Source organism: Achromobacter sp. UMC46 (assembly GCF_014170335.1).
GTDB lineage: Bacteria > Pseudomonadota > Gammaproteobacteria > Burkholderiales > Burkholderiaceae_B > Achromobacter.
This window is the reverse complement of the sequence record NZ_LZZS01000030.1, coordinates 104,942-126,942: the sequence shown is the minus strand read 5'-3', so window position 1 is coordinate 126,942 and position 22,001 is coordinate 104,942. Positions and strand designations below refer to the sequence as shown.

Here is a 22,001-nt window from a genome sequence, read left to right as displayed (position 1 = left end):
CGCGCGTTAGCGCAACGCGGTATCCAGGGCGCAAAGTGCAGGCGGGATCGCCGCCAGCAACCGTGCCTTGCCCACGCCGTCGCGCGCCTGCACCGACAAGCCGTGCAGCACGACGGCGTAGTAGTCCCCCAGCGCCTGCACGTCGGTGCCGGGCTTGAGTTCGCCGTTCTGCGCGGCCTCTCCAATTCGGTCGATGATGCCTTGCGTGCGGTCTTTCCGATGTGTGGCAAGCCATGCCATGACGTCTTCGTTTTCCGACGCGTAGTTGGTGGCGGCGCTGACCACCATGCAACCTTGCGGCCGGCCACGCCGGGTGTAGGTCAGCACCGCATCCGTCAGCATGTTCTCGATGGCGCCGCGCACGTCTCCGGCAGCCGCAAGCGCCTTCTCCGCAAACGACCCGTCGCCCGCTTCGTATCGCGCCACGGCTTCGCGGAACAGTTCCTGCTTGGATCCGAAGGCCGCATAAAGCCGCGCCGACGCCAGCCCCGTCGCTGCCACCAGATCCGCCATCGACGTGCCTTCATAGCCGTGTTTCCAGAACGCCAGCATCGCTTGCTGCAGCGCTAGGTCGCGGTCGAATTCTCTGGGTCTGCCTGCCATCACGGTCTCGGTGGAATGAACTGGATGCAGTGTACCGCCCGCCCTCGCATTTGCGCCGCGGCCATTTATCGCCTATTCTTTGTCGATCGACAAACAATTAAGGATTCGATATGAAGACGATCAAGGGACCCAGCCTGCATCTTGCGCAATTCAGCGACGCCACGGCGCCTTTCAACAGCTTGCCGGCCATCGCGGAGTGGGCAGCGGGCGTGGGTTTCAAGGCCTTGCAGATCCCGGCGTGGGACAAGCGGTTCTTCGATGCCGAGACGGCTGCGGCCAGCCAGGACTATTGCGACGACGTCACGGGCACGCTGGCCGAGCACGGGCTGGTCGTCAGCGAACTCACCACGCACATCTTCGGCCAGTTGCTGGCGGTGCATCCGGCTTACGACGCGATGGTCGACGGCTTCGCGCCGCCGGAGGCGCGCGGCAATCCGCAGGCGAGGACGGCCTGGGCAAAACAGGGGTTGTTGAATGCGGCCCGCGCCTCGAAGCGGCTGGGCCTTGGCGACATGGGCACGTTTTCGGGTTCTCTGGCGTGGCCATACCTGTTCCCGTTCCCGCAACGGCCTGAAGGCTTGATCGAGACGGCCTTCGACGAACTGGCGCGCCGCTGGCTGCCGGTGCTGAACGCGTGCGACGAGCAAGGCGTGAACCTGTGCTTCGAGATCCATCCCAGCGAAGACCTGCACGACGGCATCACGTTCGAGATGTTCCACGAGCGCGTCGGCGGCCACGCCCGCTGCGCCATCCTCTTCGACCCCAGCCACTTCGTGCTGCAGCAGCTGAACTACCTGGAATACCTGGACATCTACAAAGACCACATCCGCATGTTCCATGTGAAGGATGCCGAGTTCAACCCCACGGGACGGCAAGGCATCTACGGCGGCTACCAATCGTGGATCAACCGGGCCGGGCGCTTCCGCTCGCTGGGCGACGGGCAAGTGGACTTCAAGTCGATCTTCTCGAAACTGGCGCACCACGACTATGCGGGCTGGGCCACGCTGGAATGGGAATGCTGCCTGAAAGACCAGGAGACGGGCGCGCGCGAGGGCGTCGAGTTCATCAACCGCCACATCATCCCCGCCACGTCGAAGGTGTTCGACGACTTCGCGGGCGCCGCTATCGATAAGCAACAGATCCATGCCCTGCTGGGCATGGCGTAACCGTGGAAAGCAGAATCATGACGCACTCGATCTCCACCTTCTTCACCACCGCCGACGCCGTCAGGCACCAGTACGTGCTGGTGGACGGCGCCCGCCTGCATTGCGCGGTCATGGGCGACGGTCCGCCGGTACTGTTGATTCCCGGGTGGCCGCAAACGTGGTTCACGTGGCGCCACACCATGAAGTCATTGGCGCAAGCGGGCTATACGGCGATCGCCGTGGACCCGCCCGGCACGGGCGACTCCAGCCGTCCCGCCCAGGGGTATGACACGGGCGCGGTCGCCAGCGTCCTGCATCGCCTGATGGGACAGCTGGGCCACACGGCTTACCAAGTCGTCGGCCACGACATTGGCATGTGGGTGGCGTACGCCATGGCCAGCGACTTCCCCGAGGCCATCCGCCGCCTGGTGCTGACCGAGGCCGTGATTCCCGGCCTGGCGCCCGCGCCGCCGATATTCGTGCCGCCCGCGGACAATATCTTCCTCTGGCATTTCATGTTCAACCAGGTGCTAGACCTGCCGGAGGCGCTGATCGCCGGCCGCGAACACGCGTACTTGGGCTTCATCTTCGACAAGTGGTCTCACCGGCGCGACCGCGTCGCCGCCGACGTCTACATCGACGCCTATTCGGCGCCGGGCGCCTTGCGCAGCGGATTCGCTTACTACCGCGCCATTCCCGAGACGATCCGCCAGAACCAGGAGCGCGCCAAGGTCCGCCTGCGCATGCCCGTGCTTGCCATCGGCACGGAACACGCCACCCGCGACGCGCCGCTGATCACGATGCGCGACAACGCGACCGACCTGACCGGCGTGATCATTCCGGATTGCGGCCACTTCGTCACGGAAGAGTGCCACGAGGCGTTCTCCGAACACCTGCTGGCCTTCCTGTCGCGGGAGGGCTGAGCGTGCCGGTCGATCCCCATATCAACGCGTTCTTGACGCGCTTGTCCAGCACCGCCGCGCCGCTGGTGCTGGAAGAGGTTCGCGCCGCGACCGAGGTCGGCCTGCGCGCCTTGCAGGGCGAGACGGAAGCCGTGGACGCCGTGGCCGACCACGAGGCGAGCGGTCCGGCTGGCCACCCGCTGCGGATCCGCTCCTATGTGCCGGCAGGCCGCGCGCAGGACGACGCCTTGCCCGCCATCGTGTTCGCGCATGGCGGCGGATGGTTCCAATGCTCGCTGGACCTGTACGACAATCCTTGCCGGGCCTTGGCCAACGCCACGCAGTGCAAGGTGTTTTCAGTGGACTACCGGTTAGCGCCCGAGAACAAGTTCCCGGTACCGGTCGAAGACGTTTACGCCGGGCTGCAGTGGGTCAGCGGCAACGCCGCGCGGCTGGGCATCGATGCATCGCGCATCGCCGTTTGCGGCGACAGCGCGGGCGGCAACCTGGCGGCCGCCGTCGCGATCATGGCGCGAGACCGCGGCGGGCCGGCCATCGCCCACCAGTTGCTGCTCTATCCGGTCATGGACTACGCCTTTTCGACGCAATCCTATCAGGCGTATGGCCGCAACTTTTTCCTGACCGAAGAGATCATGCGCTACTGCTGGTTCACGTATCTGCTGAACGAGTCGGACGGCGCGTTGCCGTACGCGTCGCCCCTGCGGGTGCCGACGACGACGGGGCTGCCGCCGGCCACCGTGCTGGTCTGCGAGTTCGATCCCCTGCGGGATGAGGGCGAGGCCTATGCGCGCCGCCTGCGCGAGGGCGGGGTCGCCGCGCAGGACCATCGCTTGCCCGGCATGGTCCATGCCTGCATCCACATGTCGGGGCTGACGCCGGCGGCCAGGCGCTTGTTCGAACTGGCGGGGCAGGCGATGCGGATGGCGTTTGCGGCGAGCGGGGCGGAAGGGGCGGGTAGCGATTCCGCCTTCACGGCCCGTCGTGCAGCAGCACTTGCAGGCCGGTCCGGTCCCCTGAACGCACCCGGCTGACCGCCTGCCTGGCCGTCAGGCGGTAGATGTCGCGCGCGCCGTGAACGGGGCGGTGCGATACCGCGATCACGGCCGCGTCGCCCAGGCCCAGGGGCAGCACCATCGGGCGCGACTGCATGCGGGGGCGCTGCTCGGTCATGATGAATTCGCCGCCCGTGAAATCCACGCCCGGCTCCGACAGCAGCGCGACCAGCTGCAGCGGAAAGACATGGGCGCCGTCGGCATGCTGGATCAAGGGCTGATAGCCGCCGGCGCCCAGGCGATGCAGGCCGGACAGGCCCCGCGTCTGGCCGGCTTCGCGGTTGCGCCGCGTCCAGGCCGCCAAGTCGTCTGGATACGGCGAGTCGGGATCCTGCTCACCCTGTTGCAGCGCGGCAGCCCAACGCCGGGCGATGGGCAGGCACTGCCGGTAGAGCGCCGCGCGCAGCGGTTCGAATTCCGCCGGCGTGGCGCCGGTCCGCGCCAACCGCCGCGCGGCGTCCTCCGGGAAAAAGCCGGGCAGCAGCGCCCAGCCTTCAGCGTCCAGGTCCTGGGCGGCAAGGTCCCAATCGTAATCAGGCAAGGAAATGGGGGCAGGTGTCATCGCGGGGGCAAAGGCAGTCGCAGACGGACAGCATAGGGCAGGGGCGGGGCGCGCGTCACTCCGTTGCTTGCGGCGGACCTGGGCGCGGTCTCCGGTCGCGGCCGGGCCTTGAAGTATGCTTGACGGCTTCACGAACCCCCTTTTATGCCGCTCGCAATGACTGATTTCCCTTTTGACGCCGTGCTGTTCGATTGTGACGGCGTGCTGGTTGATTCCGAACCGATCACCAGCGGTGTGCTGACCCGGATGCTGAACGAATTGGGTTGGGACATCACGCACGATGAGACGATGCGCATCTTTACCGGGAAAGCCGTCAGGGACGAATTGCCGCTGATCGAGTCGCATACCGGAGCCAAGCTGGGTCCCGATTGGTTCGACGAATTCCGCCAACGCCGCAATGCCGCGCTGGACCGCGACCTGCTGGAAATTCCCGGTGCGCCGGACGCCGTGCGCGCCCTGCATTTGACGCTGGACGGCCGGATCGCCGTGGCCTCGGGCGCCGACCGCCGCAAGGTGGAGCTGCAACTGGAAAAGGTGGGGATCGCCCAGTGCTTTGACGGGCGCGTTTTCAGCGGTCATGAAATGCCGCGCAGCAAGCCGTTTCCGGATGTCTACCTGGCTGCCGCCCAGGCGCTGGGCGTGGACCCCAAGCGTTGCGCGGTCGTGGAAGACACCGTCACCGGCGCCACCGCCGGCGTGGCAGCGGGCGCGACGGTGTTCGGCTACAGCCCCGACGCCAACGGCCATAGCGGGGCCGAGGCCCTGCGCAGCGTGGGCGTGGCCCACGTGTTCACCGACATGCGCCAACTGCCCGCGCTGCTGGCGGGCTGGCAGGCCGGCGCGCGCTAAGCGCCGCGGTCCGCGGCCAACTACGCGCCGTCAGCGCGCGTGGTTGGCGTATTGCTCGCCGCCGTCCAGGTCGATCACGGTGCCGCTCAGGTAGCCGGCGCGCGGCGACGCGCCGAACACGATCATGTCAGCCACTTCCTCGGGCTCCATCAGGCGGCCGAACGGCAGATCCGATAGCGTTTCCTGCCACCGCGTCTCGTCGCCCCAACGGGCCTGGGCGCGTTGGCGGGCCAGCGTCAGCACGCGGTCGGTGCGCGTGCGCGACGGGTTCACGCCGAAGACGCGCACGCCGTGACGCGGCGCGTCGCCGCCCAAGGCACGGGTAAAGGCGATCAGCGAGGCATTGGCCGACGCGCCGCAGATGTAGTCCGCGCGCGGCGCGGCGCCCGCCATGCCGATGATGTTGGCGATGACGCCGGCGCCGGCTTCGCGCATGGCCGGGTAGTAGTGGCGGGCCAGGTTGATGTAGCCATGCACCTTCAAGTCCCAGCCGGCGCGCCAGCGCTCATCCTGCACCTGGTCCAGCGCGCCGCCCGGCACCGCGCCCGCGTTGTTCACCAGCACGTCGATGGGGCCGGTGTCCTTCGCCAGCTTTTCGGCGGCGCCGGGCAACGCCAGATCCAGCGCCACCGCCTGGGCGTCGCGGCCGGTCTGTTGGCGGATCGACGCCGTAGCTTGATGCAGCGCGGCGTCATCGCGCGCCACCAGGATCGGTTCAGCGCCTTCGCGGGCGAATGCGACGGCGCACGCCAGGCCGATGCCTTTGGATGCGCCCGTGATGAGCACGCGTTTTCCGGCCAGCTGCAAGTCCATGAAGCGCTCCTGTCGATTGACGCCCGCCCGTGCGGGACACGCCTAGGTTGTAAACCAGTTGCGTGCCGGGTGCCAGCCTGAACGCCGCATGGCGCATCCGCCTGCGCGCCTGCTATGCTGAATCCACCTGTTCCACAAGGATGCGGCGATGTCGGAAATCTGGCTTGAGATCTGGACCACCGTGCGTAGCGAATTCGCGGACATCCCTGATGTCGGCGAAGCCACGCGCATCGTGCTGCGGCTGGGCATGGCCGTGATACTGGGCGGCCTGCTGGGCTACGAGCGCGAACGCAGCGGCAAGGCCGCGGGCCTGCGCACCCACATGCTGGTGGCGCTGGGCGCGGCGATTTTCGTGCTGGTGCCCTTGCAGGGCGGCATGCAGGTAGGCGACATCAGCCGCGTGCTGCAAGGCGTGATCGCCGGCATCGGCTTCCTGGGCGCGGGCGCGATCATCAAACTGAGCAACGAGCGCGAAATCCGCGGGCTGACCACGTCGGCCAGCATCTGGATGACCGCCGCGATCGGCGTGGCCGCAGGCATGGGCCGCGAAGCCACGGCGCTGGTCAGTACCCTGATGGCCTTGTTCGTGCTGGCGGTGCTGCGGCGCGTGGAAGCGCGCATTTCCTCGCGGCAGGAAAAATCCCTGATCACCCCGGACGGCAAACCGGGGGGCAATACCTGAAGGGAGCCGCGCAGGTCAGCTGCCGCCGGACACGTCGATGAACGAGCCGCTGGTGTAGCCGGCTTCGTCCGAGAACAGCCACAGCACGGCGCCCGCCACTTCCTCGACCGAGCCGCCGCGGCGCAGCGGAATCACGTTTTTCAACCGGTCCACGCGGCCGGGTTCGCCGCCGCTTGCGTGCATGTCGGTGTAGATGGTGCCCGGGCGCACGCCGTTCACGCGGATGCCCTCAGGCGCCACTTCCTTGGACAGGCCGATGGTCAGCGTATCCAGCGCGCCCTTGGACGCCGCATAGTCCACGTACTCATTGGGCGAGCCCAGGCGCGCGGCGGCGGACGACACGTTGACGATGGCGCCGCCCTGGCCGCCGTGGCGCGGCGACATCCGCCGCACGGCCTCGCGGGCGCACAGGAAGGCGCCGATGACATTGGTCGACAGCACGCGCAGCAGGCGGTCGGCGTCCATGTCGTCCACGCGCATCTGCTTTTCCAGGATGCCGGCGTTGTTCACCAGCGCATCCAGGCGGCCCAGGCGCTCGTCCAGCGTGCGGAACATCTGCAGCACCTGGTCTTCCTGCGAGACGTCGGCCTGGATGGCCTCGGCCTGGCCGCCGTGGCGCCGGATGTCGGCCACGACCGCGTCGGCGGCGTCAGAATGGGTGCGGTAGTTGACGCCGACGGCGTAGCCACGGCGGGCGGCCAGTTTGGCGACGGCGGCGCCGATGCCTCGGCTGCCGCCGGTGACGAGCATGACTTTGGACATGGTGTTCTCCTGCATGACTGCCACGTTAGCAGAACGGCGGTTCAGATCCAGACGTCGTTCGGGGCGCTGCGCGCGCCGCCCTGGTCGCCGGTGTTCACGACGCCACAGGGTTCGATCAGCATCAGGTGGGTCTCTTGCCGCGCGCAGGGCTTGTGCTCCACGCCTTTGGGAATGACGGTCATGTCGCCGGGGCCCAGGTCAATGTGGCCGTCGCGCAATTCGATCCGCAACCGGCCGCTGACGACGATGAAGGTCTCGTCGGTATCCGCATGGCTGTGCCAGACGAAGTCTCCTTGCACCTTGACCACCTTGAACTGGTAGTCGTTCATCTGGGCGATGACCTTGGGCTGCCAATGCTCTGAGAACAGCGACAGCTTGCCGGCGATATTGATGGCGGGAATGGGGGACATGGCGTGGACTCGGAAAGGGGGGGACGCCTGCAGCATAGGGCGCCCGGCCGCGCGCCGTCTTGTACGTTCTTGCAGGTTTCCGGGCGCTGGCGGCATGCTGCCGCGGGTCCGCCGACACGCCGCCGGGGACGAACGGCAGCGGCCGCCCGCCCAGGATCTGCTGGATCAGCGCGGGTTCGACATAGATCATGCGGGTGGGGATCCAGTCCTGCTTCGGTTTGGCCGACGTCTGGCGGACGCGGGGCAGGGGTTACTTCTTCACCTGCACCAGTACGAACTCGTTGCCGTACAGGTCGATGAAGTGGGCGTAGACGGTGGTGTCGTCGTGGACGGGTTCTTTGGTGAAGCGCACGCCCCGCGCGGCGAACTGGCTGTGGTCGCGCACCACGTCGTCGGTGTAGAACACGCCCACCGGCTGGCCGCCGGTCTGGTCGCCGACGCGGTCGCGCTGCGCCTGGGTCAGGGCTTGCAGCAGCCAGACGCCCACCGCGGGCTGTGCCGGCAGGCGCAGGTGCACGTACCGTTGCTGGCCCACGGGCATATCAGCGAACACCTCCATGCCGAGCTTGTCTTGGTAGAAGGAAATGGCGGTGTCGTAGTCGTTCACGAGAAGGACGAGACGGCCCAGCGAATGCATGTCAGGACTCTCTTTGAGGTTAAGCGTGCGGCTATGCTAACCCGCCGGCGGCCCTTTTCCGTCAGTCGGCCTCGCGCAGCAGCCGCAAGCCCACCAGGGGGTAGCGGGTTTCCTGGGTATTCCAGTTGCGGTAGGACGACCGGGTGTACAGCGCCCAGGTGTGCCAGGAGCCGCCGCGGCGGACCCGCACATTGCCGCTGTCGGGGCCTTTCGGGTCGTCCGTGGGCGAGTGCGCGTAGTAGTCCTCGCCATACCAGTCGGCCACCCATTCCCAGGCGTTGCCGTGCATGTCGTACAGGCCGAAGGCGTTGGGCGCGTAGCTGGCCACCGGCGCGGTGAAGGCGTGGCCGTCGTGGCGCGCCGACGCGAACGCCTGCCATTTCGGCCAGAGCGGTTCGGCGTCGGCGTCAAAGCCGTTGCCGGCGTCGGGCATGCCGGCCGGGTCGTCGCCGTTCTGGTAACGGGTGCGGGTGCCGGCGCGGCAGGCGTATTCCCATTCGGCTTCGGTGGGCAGCCGGTAGACGCGGCCCTCCTTCTGGGTCAGCCAGCGGGCCAGGGCCTCGGCGTCGTTCCAGCTGATGTTGACGACGGGGTGGTCGTCGGATTGGGCAAAGCCGGGGTTGCGCCACGAATAGCGGCGGTCGCGGCCTTCGAAGGCATCGCCGCTTTCGGACCGGGCGGGGTCGTAGGCGGCGTTGTAGCCATAGCCGCCGGTGCCGTCGGCCTCGGACTCGGGCATATAGCCGGAAGCCTCGATGAATCGCCGGAATTGGCCCACCGTGACTTCCGTGCGTTCCAGGTAGAACGGGCGGGTGATGCGCACGGTGTGCACGGGCGCCTCGTCGAACAGCTGGGCGAATCGGTCCTTGGGATATTGCGGGTAGTCGCGAGCCAGGGTGTCGGCGGCTTCGTCGCTGCCCATCTGGAACGTGCCGGCGGGGATGGCGACGAACGTCATGCCCAGCGAATTCTCGATCACCGCAGGCGGATCAATGGCGGGTGCGGCCCGCAGCGGGGCCGATAGCAGCGAGGCTGAAAACAGGAAATTGGCGAGCAACAGGCAGGGACGGATATGCATGGGAAGTCGCGGGCGCGGGGGGCGCAGGGCCAGGGGTGCGACATAGTAGGGCCGCCGCGTCCCGCCGGCCAGACGCGGGGAACCCTCATGCGCAGAGGGGCTTAGCCCGCCTTGCGCAAGGTGAAGTTGATGCGGCGGCTGCCCAGCTTGGGGTGCGGTAGATCCTTCATCGGCATCACGCCGTGATAGCGCAGCCGGTCCACGCCGCCCCAGACGACCACGTCGCCGTGCAGCAAGGGGACGCGCAGAGTCTTGTCCGAACGCGCATTGCCGCCGAAGAGGAACAGGGCGGGCATGCCCAGCGACACGGAGACGATGGGCGCGTCGTAATCGCGTTCATTCCTGTCCTGGTGCAGCGACAGCCGCGACCCGGGCTCGTACCGGTTGACCAGGCAGGCGTCCGGCGCAAAGCCGGGGAAGCCCGCATCGGCCGCCGCGGCTTGCGCCAGTTGAAGGAAGGCCGGCGGCATGTCCGGCCAGGGCTGGCCATTTAGCGGGTCGATGCGCGCATAGCGGTAGCCGTGCGCGTCCGTCGTCCAGCCCCATTGCCCGCAATTGGTCAGCGCCACCGACATGGTGTAGCCACCGGGCGTCTGCATATTCCGGAAGGGCGATTGCGCGGCGACGGTGTCCACGCCGTGCAGCAGCGCCTCGGCGAACGGCAGGGCGAAACCTCGCAGCACGAAGGACTGCGGGCCGATCGCCTCGCGTCCGCTTTGCGCGGTGTCGTCGTCGCCAAACAGGTCCAGCGTCGTCGTCATGGTCATTGGGCGTCGTGGAAAATCAGGCCCAGCGTGTGGCGCCGGCCGCTGCGCAGGGCGCTGACGCCGTGCCGCATGGCGGTCTTGCGCCAACCGCGCGCGCCGGGCACCGGCCGGTGGTTCACGGTGAAGACCAGCGCGTCGCCCTGTTGCAGCGGCAGCACTTCGGCCCGCTGCTCGCGGCTGCCGGTTTCCGTCATCACGAATTCACCGCCCGTGAAGTCTATGCCCGGCTGCGACAGCAGCACCGCCACCTGCAGGGGAAACACGTGCTCGCCGTACAGGTCTTGATGCAGGCAGTTGTAGTCGCCCGGGCCGTATTCCAGGATCAGCGGCGTGGGGCGGCATTGGCCGGCGTCGTGGCAACGCCGCAGGAAGGCGGCATGGTCGGGGGGGTACTGCACGGCGATGCCCAGTTGCCGGTTCCAACGGTTCGCGATCGGCGCCAGCCGCGGATACAGGGCGGAGCGCAGGTGCTGCAGCAGCGGCGGCAGGGGATAGGAAAAGTACTTGTACTCGCCTCGGCCGAAGCCATGCCGCGCCATCACGATACGGCTGCGGTAGCCGTCCGCCGCCGAATAGCCGGCGGCCAGCGACGCGCACTGCGCGGGCGTCAGCAGGCCTGGCGCGATGGCGTTGCCGTGCGCATCCAGCGATTCGGTGATCCGGGCCCAATCCAGGTCGGGCAAGGGGGCGGCGGGCAGGGATTCCATGGAGGCAGGCAGCCGGGCAGGCGAAAGGACAGGGGAAAAACCAGTCTACGCCTGCCCGCGGTTACGCGAACTCCGCTTGTTGCGCGGGGCTTAAAGCAGCGGCTCCAGCGGCAGCAGCGAGACGAACCAGACGGAAAACCGCTTCCACGCCGTGGTACCGGGTTCGGTGTCGTGGCGGATGGTTTCCCCGTTGCGCTGTTCCAGCCAGTACAAGTCGCCCTTGTCGTCCAGGCAGACGCGGTAGGCCACCTTGGGAAGCTCGTTCTTGAAAGCGTCGGCGATGCGTCCCGCCAGCGTCGGGCTGTCGATCACAAAGCCCAGTTCCGTATTCAAGGTGGCGGAGCGGGGGTCGAAGTTGAACGACCCGACGAAGATGCGCTCGCCGTCCACCGCGAAGGTCTTGGCGTGCAGGCTGGACCCCGAGCTGCCGAAGGGCCCCATGCTCTTGTTGCGCTCGACCTCGCCCGCCATGCGTTTCATCTCGAACAACGCCACGCCGCTGGCCAGCAGGTCCTTGCGGCGCTTGGCATAGCCGGAATGCACTACGGCGACGTCGGTCGCTTCCAGGGCATTGGTCAGCACCTGCACCTTGACGCCGCTTTTGGCCAACTTCGCGAAGGCTTCCGTGCCGGCGGCCGTGGGCACGAAATATGGCGACACCAGTTCCAGGTCGGTCCTCGGGGCGCCGATGATTTCATGTAACTGGTGCGGCAGCATCGCTTCGGGCGGCGCGGTGCCCAGCGTCTTGCGCGGGTCGTCGCTGACCATCCGCGTGTCGGCCCATTCCAGGCTGAGCTCGCCTTGCAGCAACTGCCGGATGAAGGGCAGCTGCCGCATGGCGTCGGCATAGGCGGCGGCCTCGGGCGACCCTTCCACCTTGCCGGCCCGTTCCTCCAGCGCTTGCAGCGCGCCGGCTTCGGCCTTTTTCAGCAGCCGGTCCACGGGGTAGGCGGACTCGCTGGCCCAGTACCGGTCGAAGTCCATCGATACGTCGTTGACCGCCGCGCCGATCGCCAGCACGTCCAGGTCCGTGAACAGCACGCCGTTGGCCGCCCCGAAGTATTCGTCGCCGATATTGCGCCCGCCGATGATGGTGGCCTGGTTGTCCGCCGTGAAGGACTTGTTGTGCATCCGCCGGTTCAGGCGGCTGAAGTCCGTGAGGTAGCCCAGCGGCTTCGGCCAGCGCAGCACAAAGGGGTTGTACAGGCGGACCTCGATATTGGGGTGCTCGTCCATCGCCGCCAGCACCGTGTCCAGCCCCGACGTGCCATTGTCGTCCAGCAGCAGGCGCACGCGCACGCCGCGGTCGGCCGCCGCGTGCAGGGCTTCCAGCAGCATCGTGCCCGTCATGTCGTCGTGCCAGATGTAGTACTGCACATCCAGGCTGCGCTCGGCCGCGCGCGCCAGCATCATGCGGGCGGCGAAGGCGTCATACGCATCGGGCAGCGGGTGGATACCCGACTTGCCGGGGTGGGCCGCCGCCAGCGGGGAGATGCCGCGGCCCAAGGGCGTGGCGGCCGATTGCTCGGGCGTCAGCGCCTGGGATTCGCTGCGCTTGTCCAGCGGCGGCAAGCTGCATCCGCTTAAAAACGAAAGGCAGAGGGCGGTCATAAGTAGGGGTTTGGCCAAAAGCATGCCCGTATTGTGCCGAAAAAAGCGGAACCCACCCGGGCTTGATGATTTTCCATATTTGGAATAAATTCCCTGAAATGGAAAAAACAACGATTGATGGCGATCTGGACCGGCGCATCGCCCAGCGCTTGAAGGCGCTGCGGCAAGAGCGCGGCTGGTCTCTGGACGAGCTGGCCGGCCTGGCCGGCGTCAGCCGCGCCACGCTGTCGCGGCTGGAAAACGCCGACGTCAGCCCCACCGCCAGCGTGCTGGGCAAGCTGTGCGCGGCCCATGGCCTGACCATGTCGCGGCTGATGATGATGGTGGAAGACGATTTCGTGCCGCTGGTGCCCGAACGCGAACAGGCCTTGTGGGTCGACGACAGCGCGGGTTTCCGGCGGCGTTCGGTGTCGCCGCCCGCGCAGCAGCTGGCCGGCGAAGTGCTGGCGTGCGAACTGGCGGCGGGGGCGCGCATCGCCTACGACCAGTCGCCGCGGCCGGGCCTGGAGCATCACCTGCTGATGCTGGAAGGCGAACTGCACATCACCGTCGACGGCCAGACCCATGCCCTGGCGCCGGGCGATTGCCTGCGTTACCAGCTGTTCGGCGCCAGCCTTTTCCTCACACCGCCGCATTGCGGCGCCCGCTACCTGCTCTTCATCGTTTGAACCGCCATGTCCAAAGACCACGCATCCCTTGAACTGACCCTGCTGACGGCGGATGACGCCGCCGCCCATCTGCCCGCGCTGGGCGAACTGCTGCACGCTTGCGTGCAAGGCGGCGCCAGCGTCAGCTTCGTCCTGCCGTATTCGCCCGACGAGGCGCAAGCCTTCTGGCGCGCCAAGGTGTTGCCGGCGGTGGCCGGCGGAAAACTCGCATTGTGGGTGGCGCGGCAGGACGGCCGTATCGCCGGATCGGTGCAATTGGACAGCGACACGCCGCCCAACCAGCCGCATCGCGCCGAGGTGCGCAAACTGCTGGTGCACCCCGATTACCGCCGCTGCGGCATCGCCCGGCGCTTGATGCGCGAAGCGGAAGCGCATGCGGTGCGCATCGGCCGCAGCCTGATCACGCTGGATACGCGCACCGGCGACAGCGCCGAACCCTTATACGCGTCGCTGGGCTACGTGACGGTCGGGCAGATCCCGGATTTCAGCCGCGACCCGCATGACGCGGGCAAGCTGGATGCGACGACCATCATGTACAAGCGGATTTGACGGTCACTCAGTCCTGGATAAAGCCTCGGAGAAAATAACGGGGCGTGACTGCTTATAGAATCACATCAGATAGATGGTCGTCGGAGAAAGTAATGCTGGTGCGCTACAACGGCAGCGATCACGAACATGGGAATCCACTCGACAAAGTACGTAAAATTCCGCATTGTTGCCACATCCACAGAGCCACCCAGCTACATGGAGGCTGGCCGAAAAGCCGAACACTATGCAGAGGCTACGACCCGCTACACAAATGTGAACGGCGCGCTGCTTGCACTGCTATCAGACTGCAACGTGGGTGGTCTGGGCGCTCTGCATAATCCAAACCAACCCTCGCTATTTGAAGATCGTGACTCGTCGGTTGTGTCCGCCGAGTGCCGAATTGAGGGATACGTGGTTCCCGGCGTGCCGGATGCCGAGAACGATCCGGTCGATTACTTCATAAAGACGAGCAGACGGCCGCTATTTGTTTTTGGCGTATTGAATCGATGATCGTGCACACCGACATGGATGATGTTCCCAGATTGGACTCCAAACGGCTCATCACAGCAGCGAACGACATCGTCCCCTCAATTACCGATAGGGCCGCCATTGTGCAGAAAATTCAGCACAGGCTTGCTGCCTAGCAACAAGAAAGCCACCTTAAGGGTGGCTTTCTCGTTTGCGTGAATCTACGAAGCAAGGCTGTCGTGTCCGGCAGCATTGCCGATAATCAAGCCAGCGGCTTGATCCCCACGCTGTATGGAGGCGCGTTGCCGCGTGCGGCGGCCTTGATCTTCAGCATCGAGCCGCCGGGGGTGAATTCGAAGTCCTGCAGCGGCACTTCGAACCATTGGTGGAAGCTGGTGCGGGAAAACTCGGGCACCCAGACCTTGGCGCGGCGGGCGTCGCAGTGGAACTCCACCAGCGTGCGGTCGATGCCCAGGGGCCGGGTGTTGCCGATGCGGTAGCTGACGCGCAGTTCGGCGCTTTCGGTCGAGCCGGGGCGCCAGGTCAGGCCGATGGATTCCATGAATTGTTCAATCGCCTGAATGCCGCGATACATAGCTGACTCCGAATGCTGTCGGGCGCTGCGCGCCCACGAAAATCCGCCGCGTGCGGCGGCGGGAAACAGACGGATTATCCGACATTCCGGGGCAGGCTGCCCAATCGCCGTCTCGGGCGGGGCGCGGCGGGCGCCCTCCCGCGAGCGACGGCGGGCCTCAGGTGCCGGTTTTGGCGCAGAACGCCAGGATGGCGTCGGCGACGGCCTGCGGGGCTTCGCGCTGCGGGAAATGGCCCACGCCGTCCAGCACGCGGCGCGCGTAGCCGCCCTGGAAGAACGCCTCCTTGCCCTCCGAGGACGCGGGCTGATTGCAAGCGTCGGCGCCGCCATGCAGCACCAGCGTGGGAACGGTCAGCTCCGGGGCCGGCGTGAGCAATGCCGTGTCGGCCAGGTAAGTGGGGTCGCCTTCCGCATAGCCCCAGCGGTGGCGGTAGGAATGCAGCACCACGTCGGCCCAGTCGGGGTTGTCGAAGGCCTGCACGGCTTCGTCGAAATCCTCCGGCGAGTACCAGGCGCCCGGCGACCACGTGTCCCACATCATGCGGGTGAATTCGCGGCGGTTGTCGCGCACGGCTTTGGCGCCGCGCGGCGTCGCCATGAACCAGTGATACCAGTAGTTGCGGGCCTGGGCCAGCGACAGCGTCTGATTCGGGTCGTTGGTGCCGTAGCCGACCGACAACAGCACCAGTTGCGCCGCCACGCCGCGCCGCAGGCCGCAGGCGTTGGCGGCGGCGCGCGCGCCCCAGTCGTGGCCCGCCAGCAGCGGCTGGCGCAAGCCAAGCGCGTCGATGAAGTCCAGCAGGTCGCGTCCCAGCGCCGCAAGCTCGCCGCTGCGCGGCGTGGCGGCGTCCCGGAAGCGCGTGGGGCCGAAGCCGCGCAATGCGGGGCACAGCACGCGGTAGCCGTCCGCGGCCAAGCGCCCGGCCACGGTGTTCCAGCTCTCGGGGCTGTCGGGCCAGCCATGCATCAGCACGGCGGTGCGGGATCCGGAGGGATTCCATTCCAGATAGGCGATATCCAGCAGCGGGGTCTGGATCCAGGCGTAGGCGGACATGATGCGGTTCCTTGTGGCGGTGACGGTGCTGTCACGATAGTGCCCCGGCTTGTCATGATTCTTGATGAATAAGCGTCTATTATCAATAAATCATGAATATAAGGACGGCAGGCATGGATAGCCCGAACGACTCCGCCGGCGCGGTGCTGGACCTGACGCTCCTGCGCACGTTTTTGGAGGTGGTGGACAGCGGCGGCTTTGCGTTGGCCGCCGATGTGCTGTCCTTGACACCGTCCGCCGTCAGCGGCCACATCAAGCGCCTGGAGGTACTGGCGGGCGCCATCTTGCTGGACCGCACGACGCGCAGCTTCGAAGTGACGCCGGCGGGCGAGACGCTGTATGCCTATGCGCGCAACATCGTCGACCTGGAACGCGAAGCGCGCGCCCGCTTGAGCGGTACGCGCCTGAAGGGGCGCTTGCGCATCGGCTCGTCCGAGGATTTCGCGGGCGCGTGGCTGGCCGAGGTGCTTCAGGCGTTCCACCGTGGTCATCCGGAAGCCTCGATCGAGCTGAAGGTGGGCGTCACCGCGGACCTGCTGCGCCAGCAGGCGCGCGGCAAGCTCGACGTGGTGTTCGGCAAGCAATGTTCGCGCGTGCAGGACGAGGGCGAACTCTTGTGGGAAGAAGACCTGGTGTGGGCGTGGGGCGAGGACAAGCCATGGAAGCCGGGGCGGCAGGTGCCATTGGCGGTGTTTCCCGAGCCGTGCGTGTATCGCGAGGCGGCCATCGCGGCGCTGGGGCAGACCGGCCAAGGATGGGTGCCTGCTTTCGAAAGCGGCAGCATGGCGGGTTGCCTGTCTGCCGCGCTGGCGGGATTCGCCGTGGCTCCGGTGGCGCGCAGCCAGCTGCGCGAGGGCCTGCGCGCCCTGTCGCAGCATGATGGCATGCCGGACCTTCCGATGACGCGCTTCTACGCTTATCTGCGTTCGGCCGAACCTGCGGTGCATGCGCTGGTGGCCGCGGTCAGGCAGACCGGCCAGCGCCGGCGGTTCGGGCGCTGACCGCCTGCGGGTATCGCCGCCCTTTATCGCCGCCATTGAGTAAAGCAAATGGACGCCGCGCGCCATGGCCCGCACCATGACGCTCATGTCCTTACCGAGGCCGGCGCGCAGTCCGCCGGCCGGGACGCTTCACTCAAGGAATCAACATGGCAAATTTCATACTGGCATTGGTCAACGCGGAACTCTCGTTGTTCGGCGTGCAGACGGCGGACGAACCGGTGGCGGCGCCTGCCGCCGTCGTGCAGGACACCGCGCCCGCCTTCAATAGCGAGCACTACCGCAGCGCGCTGGGCTGAGCGCGCGCACCGCGCTGCGGCGCAAAAAGCATCAGCGGAGAAATAGGCAGGTTTCACGCAAGAACGAGCCTGTACGCCCGCCCGCACGATTCTTAATATCCTTAACCAGGCTCAGGGCCGAAGCGTCAGACATGAATGCTTCGTCCGGCCTGGCCGCCCGGCATCTTGCCGGCGGCTGCAAGCATGCAGGCTAGCAAGGGATGGGAATCGCATGAATACCGAAAAAATCTGGTTGGTGACGGGCGCGTCGACGGGCTTGGGCCTGGTGCTGGTGAAGATGCTGCTGGACCGTGGACACAAGGTGGCGGCGACGGCTCGGGACGGCGATGCATTGCTGGAGGCCGTGGGGGCCAAGCTGGAAGGGCAGTTCCTGCCCCTGTCGGTGGACCTGGCGGACGAGCGCAACGTGCGCCGTGCGGTGGACGCCACGATGGCCGCGTTCGGCAGGGTGGACGTCGTGGTGAACCACGCGGGCGACGCCCTGCAGGGATCGTTGGACAGCCTGTCCGACGACGCGTTGCGCGGCACCTTCGACATCAATGTCTTTGGCATGTTGAATGTCATCCGCGCCGTGCTACCGCGCATGCGCACGCAGCGCAGCGGGCACGTGTTCAACATTTCGTCGATCCTGGGCTTTGACGGCGGCCACGCGGAATGGGGTGCGTACAGCGCGGCCAAGTTCGCGGTCAGCGGGTTGACCGAGGCGTTGGCCGCCGAAGCATCGGCGTGGGGCGTGCGCGTGTCGCTGGTGTACCCCGGCGCCATGCGCGCGGTGCCGGATCGCGGCGACGCGCCCGAATTGGCGGCGCGCGACCCGTTGCTGCAAGCGTCGGGCGGGGATCCCGTGAAGGCCGCGCAAGCGTTGATCAGCGCCGCGCAGGCGCAGTACGCACCGCTGCATCTGTTCCTGGGCCGCGACGCGTTCGACCAGGCACGCGGCAAGATCCAGTCGGTGCAGCAGGAATTGGCGCGCTGGCGCGAGATGTCAGTATCGATCGGCTTTGTCGACGAGCGGCGCCTGGCGGCGTGATCGGCCCGCGCTTGGGCGCGCGGGCCGGGTCGCTCACGCCGTCCAGCCTTGCACGACCTGGTACACGCCCAGCAGCGCCAGGCTCACCATGAAGCACAGCTTGAACGTGTGCGCCGACAGCCGGCCGCGCAGCCATTGGCCCAGTGCCATGCCGATCAGCGCGGGCAGCAGCATCAGCACCGAGGCGCCGGCCGCGTTCGAACTGTAGCCGCCGTTCAGCCACAGGCCGGCCGCCAGGGCCACCGTCGATACCGTGAAGGAAATGCCCATGGCCTGGATCAGTCCATCCTTGCCCAGGTTCAGCGCCTGCAAGTAGGGCACGGCGGGAATCACGAACACGCCCGTCGCTGCAGTGATCACGCCGGTGACCGCGCCGACCACCGCGCCCAGCGCCTGCTCGTGCCGGCGAGGCACGCTGGGCGGTGATCCGAACAGGCCCCAGGCCGCATAGGCGATCAGCGCAAACCCCAGGCAGACGCTGGCCCAATGGCCGCTGGGCGCACCGAGCCATAGCGCGCCCGCGATCGTGCCGACGCAGACGCCCGCCTGCATGGCGGCAACGCGGCGCAAGGTCGCGAAGAGCGTGGGCCAGGGCCGCGCCTGCCACAGGTTGGTGACCAGCGACGGCACGATCAGCAGGGCGGCGGCCTGCGCGGGCGCCATGACCAGCGCCAGCATCGCCATGGAAATGGTCGGCAGGCCCAAACCCACCACGCCCTTCACGACACCGGCCAGGACGAACACCGCAGTGGTCAACGCAATCAGCGCCGGCGTGCCGCCGGGAAACAGGTCCAGCGGGCTCATGAGCGCTCGCATTGGAAGGGCTGGGCTTGCCGGGGGCGGCCGAACAGGGCGTAGGCCACGTCGTTCGGGGCGGCCCCGTCCTGGCGCGCGGCGCGCAGCAGCCATTGGCGCGCTTCGCACAGGTCGGCGGGCATGGCCGGGCCGTACAAGGCCGGGCCGCCGATCAGCGCCATGCCCAGCAGGCGTTGCGCCGGCGCATGGTCGTCCCGCGCTGCGGCGCGCAGCCAGGCCAGCATGGCGGGCACGTCGCCTTCGGTTTGGGCTTCCAGCGCCAACGCGTATTTCTGCGCGGGCGTGGTGTAGGCGCCAAGGCCGGGCTGGGCTATGGCGTCGCCTGAGGTGTTCAGGGCCAGCGCCAGCAGCGCCAAGCTTGGCCAACGCGACGGGCGGGAGCGGGGATTCAAGATTGTCATGGTCGAATTCCGGGTTCGGGCGGCAACGTAATGGGGGAACGTCTGAATTCTGCGCCACGGCGCCCGGGTATGGAATCGGGAAGTCGCATAGCTTGCCTATGGGTCAGCCTGAGGAGCGACGTGCTACGCTGGCCGGATGCGATTCGACCTGACCGACCTTCGGCTCTTCCTGAACGTGCAGGAAACGGGCTCCATCACGGCGGGCGCCAAGCGTTCCCACATGACGCTGGCCTCCGCCAGCGAGCGCATCCGCGGCATGGAGGACACCTTGGGCGTGCCGTTGCTGCTGCGCGAGCACCGGGGCGTCGACCCTACGCCGGCCGGCCGCACGCTGGCGCACCACGCGCGGGTGGTGCTTGCCCAGATGGACCGCATGCGCGGCGAGCTCGACCACTACGGCCACGGGCTGAAAGGCCATGTGCGCGTGTTGTGCAACACCACGGCGCTAAGCGAATACCTGCCGGCGGTGCTGGGCGATTTCCTGAAAGACCATCCGCGCGTGTCGGTGGACCTGGAAGAACGGCTCAGCCACGAGATCGCCGATGCGCTGCGCGCCGGCACCTGCGACATCGGCGTGCTGGCGGATTCGACCGATCTGCACGCCTTGCATACGCAGACCTTCCGCCATGATCCCTTGACGCTGATCGTGCCGCGCGGCCACCCGTTGGCGGGCCGTCCGGCGGTCACGCTGGCCGAGGTGGGCGACGAGGAGTTCGTGGGTCTGGTGGAAGGCAGCGCGTTGCAGGAGCACATTGCGCATCACGCGCGGCGCGGCGGCAAAGTGCTGTCGTACCGCGTGCGCTTGCGCAGCTTCGACGCCGTCTGCCGGATGGTGGGGCAGGGCGTGGGCATCGGCATCGTGCCGCGCGTGGCCGCGATGCGCTATGGCCGTGCCGCCGGTGTGCTGCGCGTGGCGCTGGCCGACGACTGGGCCACGCGCGACCTGGTGCTGTGCGTGCGCGACGCCTTGCCGGCGTATGCCGCCGAACTGGTCGCCTACGCGCTGCGCGACGCGCCCGCGGCTACGGACGCGCCAGCGGCTGGGGTTTGCGCAGATGCCCCCGGTCGAACCACGAGCCGGACGCGACCGCGGTCAGGATGATCAGGCCATACAGGCACATCGCCACCGCCGCGGTCAGGAAGAACACGGTCAGCGATCCGGTCAGGTGCAGCGCCACGCCGCCGGCGCCCACGGCAGTCAAGAGGCGCAGGCAGCCTGCGATCAACGGCCACTTCAACCGGCCCGCGCCTTGCGAAGCGAAGTACATCGAGAACCCCAGCGCAAAGAACCCGTAGACCGGGCCGACCGTGCGCAGATACGCCGAGCCGGCTTGCAGCATGTGGTCTTCGGCGCCGAACAGCCGCAGCCACGCTTCGGGAAAGCACGCCGCCGCGAGTCCGATGGCTTCGGCCAGCACGAAGGCCATCGCGCCGCCCGTCAATGCGATGCGCATTGCGCGTTCGGGCTGGCCCGCGCCGATGTTGGATGCGACCATGGCGACCATGGGCGCACCCAACCCGAAGGCGATCGGAATCAGCAGATACTCCAGACGCACGGCGATGCCGTAGCCGGCCACGGCCGCCGTGCCGGCATAGGCGCCGACCAGCGCCGCCGTCAGCGCCACCAGCGCATTGGTCAGCAGGGGGTTCAACGTGGCCAGCGCGCCCACGCTGAGGATGCTGCGCATCAGGTTCGGATGCAGCCGGCTGAGGACCAGCCGCGCGGGGTTGCGCCCGCTGACGCAGTAGGTGCCCAGGATCAGCGCGCCCACGCCGTAGTAGATGACCAGCGCCCAGCCGCCGCCTGCCACGCCCAGCGCGGGGAACGGCCCCCAGCCGAAGATCAGGCACGGCGACAGGGGGATCAGCAGCAACGCGCCGCCGCAGATCACCGCGCCGGGCACCAGCATGTTGCCGGTGCCCCGGATGACGCTGGCGAACGCGTTCATCAGCCACATCAGGACGATGCCGCCGAAAATGACATTGGAGTAGGCCAGGGCGGCGTCCAGCGCCTCGCCTTCGGCGCCCAGCGCGCGATACAGCTGCGGTCCGAATGCCAGCAGCAGCACGCAGAAGACCAGCCCCAGCAGCGCGTTCAGCACCACCGCGTGCAGCACCAGCTGGTCGGCCTCTTGCTGGCGGCCGCCGCCCAGCGCGCGCGCCACCGCGGCCGAGATGCCGCCGCCCATCGCGCCCTGCGACATGTTCCCCATCAGGAACAGCACCGGCACCACCAGCGCCACGCCCGCCAGCACGGATGTGCCCAGCCGGGCCAGGAACCAGGTCTCGATCAGGCCGGTGGCGGACTGCGCCGACATCATCAGGATATTGGGCCAGGCCAGGCGTGCCAGCGTGGGGGCGATGGGCGCTTCAAGCATGGCCTGCAGGCGCGCATTGGCGGGGCGTGGCGGGGGAGTCGCTGGCATGGAAGATGGCCGGAACGGGATGCGGTAAAATTTACGTGCATATGCCAATACCTGTCAAGAATGGGCTGGACGCGAGTCCGGCCCGGCAGTAGCGTAATGGCCTTGCCCCTTTCCATT

Annotated in this window: 26 protein-coding genes and 1 pseudogene; 11 read left to right on the top strand and 16 right to left on the bottom strand. The window is 67.4% G+C overall.

Annotation, left to right across the window (positions count from 1 at the left end; all coding sequences use genetic code 11):
* Positions 1-6: 6 nt before the first annotated feature.
* On the bottom strand, positions 7-603 hold the full coding sequence (locus A9973_RS20695; protein ID WP_183015542.1) for a TetR/AcrR family transcriptional regulator: 597 nt from the start codon (positions 601-603) through the stop codon (positions 7-9).
* A 110-nt stretch (positions 604-713) separates the two neighbouring features.
* Between A9973_RS20695 and A9973_RS20690 the strand changes: the two genes are divergently transcribed.
* From A9973_RS20690 to A9973_RS20680, 3 genes are read left to right on the top strand one after another with little or no spacing between them, the layout of a single operon-like run.
* Positions 714-1,769, top strand: coding sequence for a sugar phosphate isomerase/epimerase (locus A9973_RS20690; RefSeq protein ID WP_183015541.1), 1,056 nt, complete (start codon positions 714-716; stop codon positions 1,767-1,769).
* A 17-nt stretch (positions 1,770-1,786) separates the two neighbouring features.
* Positions 1,787-2,671: an alpha/beta fold hydrolase gene (locus A9973_RS20685; protein ID WP_183015540.1), complete on the top strand. Its 885-nt coding sequence runs from the start codon at positions 1,787-1,789 to the stop codon at positions 2,669-2,671.
* 2 nt (positions 2,672-2,673) lie between these two features.
* Positions 2,674-3,702, top strand: a complete 1,029-nt coding sequence (locus A9973_RS20680; RefSeq protein ID WP_183015539.1) for an alpha/beta hydrolase — start codon at positions 2,674-2,676, stop codon at positions 3,700-3,702.
* On the opposite strand, the gene A9973_RS20675 is transcribed toward A9973_RS20680, so the two are convergent.
* Entirely contained in the window at positions 3,641-4,285 is a 645-nt protein-coding gene (locus A9973_RS20675; RefSeq protein ID WP_183015538.1) for a 2OG-Fe(II) oxygenase, read from the bottom strand. The two genes, A9973_RS20680 and A9973_RS20675, sit on opposite strands and share 62 nt — an antisense overlap.
* Positions 4,286-4,441: 156 nt before the next feature.
* Between A9973_RS20675 and A9973_RS20670 the strand changes: the two genes are divergently transcribed.
* Positions 4,442-5,134: an HAD family phosphatase gene (locus A9973_RS20670; protein WP_183015537.1), complete on the top strand. Its 693-nt coding sequence runs from the start codon at positions 4,442-4,444 to the stop codon at positions 5,132-5,134.
* Between the two features lie 30 nt (positions 5,135-5,164).
* On the opposite strand, the gene A9973_RS20665 is transcribed toward A9973_RS20670, so the two are convergent.
* Entirely contained in the window at positions 5,165-5,947 is a 783-nt protein-coding gene (locus tag A9973_RS20665; protein WP_183015536.1) for an SDR family oxidoreductase, read from the bottom strand.
* Positions 5,948-6,095: 148 nt separating this feature from the next.
* Here A9973_RS20665 and A9973_RS20660 point away from each other — a divergent pair, with 148 nt between their 5' ends.
* Positions 6,096-6,629, top strand: coding sequence for an MgtC/SapB family protein (locus A9973_RS20660; RefSeq protein ID WP_183015535.1), 534 nt, complete (start codon positions 6,096-6,098; stop codon positions 6,627-6,629).
* 15 nt (positions 6,630-6,644) lie between these two features.
* Here the strand turns inward: A9973_RS20660 and A9973_RS20655 are convergent, their stop codons facing one another.
* From A9973_RS20655 to A9973_RS20620, 8 genes and pseudogenes are all read right to left on the bottom strand, one after another.
* Positions 6,645-7,391 carry an SDR family oxidoreductase gene (locus A9973_RS20655; protein WP_183015534.1) on the bottom strand — a complete coding sequence of 249 codons (747 nt, stop codon included), beginning with the start codon at positions 7,389-7,391 and terminating at the stop codon, positions 6,645-6,647.
* A 41-nt stretch (positions 7,392-7,432) separates the two neighbouring features.
* Positions 7,433-7,801, bottom strand: coding sequence for a cupin domain-containing protein (locus tag A9973_RS20650; RefSeq protein ID WP_183015533.1), 369 nt, complete (start codon positions 7,799-7,801; stop codon positions 7,433-7,435).
* An 88-nt stretch (positions 7,802-7,889) separates the two neighbouring features.
* Positions 7,890-7,994 (bottom strand): annotated as a pseudogene (locus A9973_RS31235) (AraC family transcriptional regulator); the annotation flags it as partial.
* A gap of 57 nt (positions 7,995-8,051) precedes the next feature.
* Positions 8,052-8,438, bottom strand: a complete 387-nt coding sequence (locus tag A9973_RS20640; protein ID WP_183015532.1) for a VOC family protein — start codon at positions 8,436-8,438, stop codon at positions 8,052-8,054.
* A 61-nt stretch (positions 8,439-8,499) separates the two neighbouring features.
* The gene (locus A9973_RS20635) at positions 8,500-9,516 is read right to left on the bottom strand and encodes a formylglycine-generating enzyme family protein (protein ID WP_183015531.1); all 1,017 of its coding nucleotides are present in this window, start codon (positions 9,514-9,516) and stop codon (positions 8,500-8,502) included.
* A gap of 101 nt (positions 9,517-9,617) precedes the next feature.
* Positions 9,618-10,277, bottom strand: a complete 660-nt coding sequence (gene alkB / locus A9973_RS20630) for a DNA oxidative demethylase AlkB (protein WP_183015600.1) — start codon at positions 10,275-10,277, stop codon at positions 9,618-9,620.
* A 2-nt stretch (positions 10,278-10,279) separates the two neighbouring features.
* A complete protein-coding gene (locus A9973_RS20625; RefSeq protein ID WP_183015530.1) occupies positions 10,280-10,990 on the bottom strand; it encodes a 2OG-Fe(II) oxygenase in 711 nt (236 codons plus the stop codon).
* A gap of 90 nt (positions 10,991-11,080) precedes the next feature.
* The gene (locus A9973_RS20620; protein WP_220805590.1) at positions 11,081-12,625 is read right to left on the bottom strand and encodes a phospholipase D family protein; all 1,545 of its coding nucleotides are present in this window, start codon (positions 12,623-12,625) and stop codon (positions 11,081-11,083) included.
* 74 nt (positions 12,626-12,699) lie between these two features.
* On the opposite strand from A9973_RS20620, the gene A9973_RS20615 reads away from it, so the two are divergent.
* Positions 12,700-13,269 carry a helix-turn-helix domain-containing protein gene (locus A9973_RS20615; RefSeq protein ID WP_183015529.1) on the top strand — a complete coding sequence of 190 codons (570 nt, stop codon included), beginning with the start codon at positions 12,700-12,702 and terminating at the stop codon, positions 13,267-13,269.
* Positions 13,270-13,275: 6 nt separating this feature from the next.
* Positions 13,276-13,818 carry a GNAT family N-acetyltransferase gene (locus A9973_RS20610; RefSeq protein WP_183015528.1) on the top strand — a complete coding sequence of 181 codons (543 nt, stop codon included), beginning with the start codon at positions 13,276-13,278 and terminating at the stop codon, positions 13,816-13,818.
* A gap of 709 nt (positions 13,819-14,527) precedes the next feature.
* On the opposite strand, the gene A9973_RS20605 is transcribed toward A9973_RS20610, so the two are convergent.
* Positions 14,528-14,860 carry a hypothetical protein gene (locus tag A9973_RS20605; RefSeq protein ID WP_006222567.1) on the bottom strand — a complete coding sequence of 111 codons (333 nt, stop codon included), beginning with the start codon at positions 14,858-14,860 and terminating at the stop codon, positions 14,528-14,530.
* Between the two features lie 157 nt (positions 14,861-15,017).
* Entirely contained in the window at positions 15,018-15,914 is an 897-nt protein-coding gene (locus A9973_RS20600; protein WP_183015527.1) for an alpha/beta fold hydrolase, read from the bottom strand.
* A gap of 113 nt (positions 15,915-16,027) precedes the next feature.
* Here A9973_RS20600 and A9973_RS20595 point away from each other — a divergent pair, with 113 nt between their 5' ends.
* From A9973_RS20595 to A9973_RS20585, 3 genes are all read left to right on the top strand, one after another.
* On the top strand, positions 16,028-16,915 hold the full coding sequence (locus tag A9973_RS20595; protein ID WP_183015526.1) for a LysR family transcriptional regulator: 888 nt from the start codon (positions 16,028-16,030) through the stop codon (positions 16,913-16,915).
* A gap of 146 nt (positions 16,916-17,061) precedes the next feature.
* Complete coding sequence (locus tag A9973_RS20590) at positions 17,062-17,211, top strand: hypothetical protein (RefSeq protein WP_183015525.1); 150 nt, start codon at positions 17,062-17,064, stop codon at positions 17,209-17,211.
* 211 nt (positions 17,212-17,422) lie between these two features.
* Entirely contained in the window at positions 17,423-18,241 is an 819-nt protein-coding gene (locus tag A9973_RS20585) for an SDR family NAD(P)-dependent oxidoreductase (protein WP_183015524.1), read from the top strand.
* 33 nt (positions 18,242-18,274) lie between these two features.
* Here the strand turns inward: A9973_RS20585 and A9973_RS20580 are convergent, their stop codons facing one another.
* Together A9973_RS20580 and A9973_RS20575 are read right to left on the bottom strand one after the other, a co-directional pair.
* On the bottom strand, positions 18,275-19,045 hold the full coding sequence (locus A9973_RS20580) for a sulfite exporter TauE/SafE family protein (RefSeq protein ID WP_183015523.1): 771 nt from the start codon (positions 19,043-19,045) through the stop codon (positions 18,275-18,277).
* Positions 19,042-19,458 carry a sel1 repeat family protein gene (locus A9973_RS20575; RefSeq protein ID WP_183015522.1) on the bottom strand — a complete coding sequence of 139 codons (417 nt, stop codon included), beginning with the start codon at positions 19,456-19,458 and terminating at the stop codon, positions 19,042-19,044. Before A9973_RS20575 ends, A9973_RS20580 begins: the two co-directional genes overlap by 4 nt.
* A 136-nt stretch (positions 19,459-19,594) precedes the next feature.
* Here A9973_RS20575 and A9973_RS20570 point away from each other — a divergent pair, with 136 nt between their 5' ends.
* The gene (locus tag A9973_RS20570) at positions 19,595-20,560 is read left to right on the top strand and encodes a LysR substrate-binding domain-containing protein (RefSeq protein WP_183015521.1); all 966 of its coding nucleotides are present in this window, start codon (positions 19,595-19,597) and stop codon (positions 20,558-20,560) included.
* Here A9973_RS20570 and A9973_RS20565 read toward each other — a convergent pair.
* Positions 20,481-21,884, bottom strand: coding sequence for an MATE family efflux transporter (locus A9973_RS20565; protein WP_255469247.1), 1,404 nt, complete (start codon positions 21,882-21,884; stop codon positions 20,481-20,483). The two genes, A9973_RS20570 and A9973_RS20565, sit on opposite strands and share 80 nt — an antisense overlap.
* Positions 21,885-22,001: the final 117 nt, after the last annotated feature.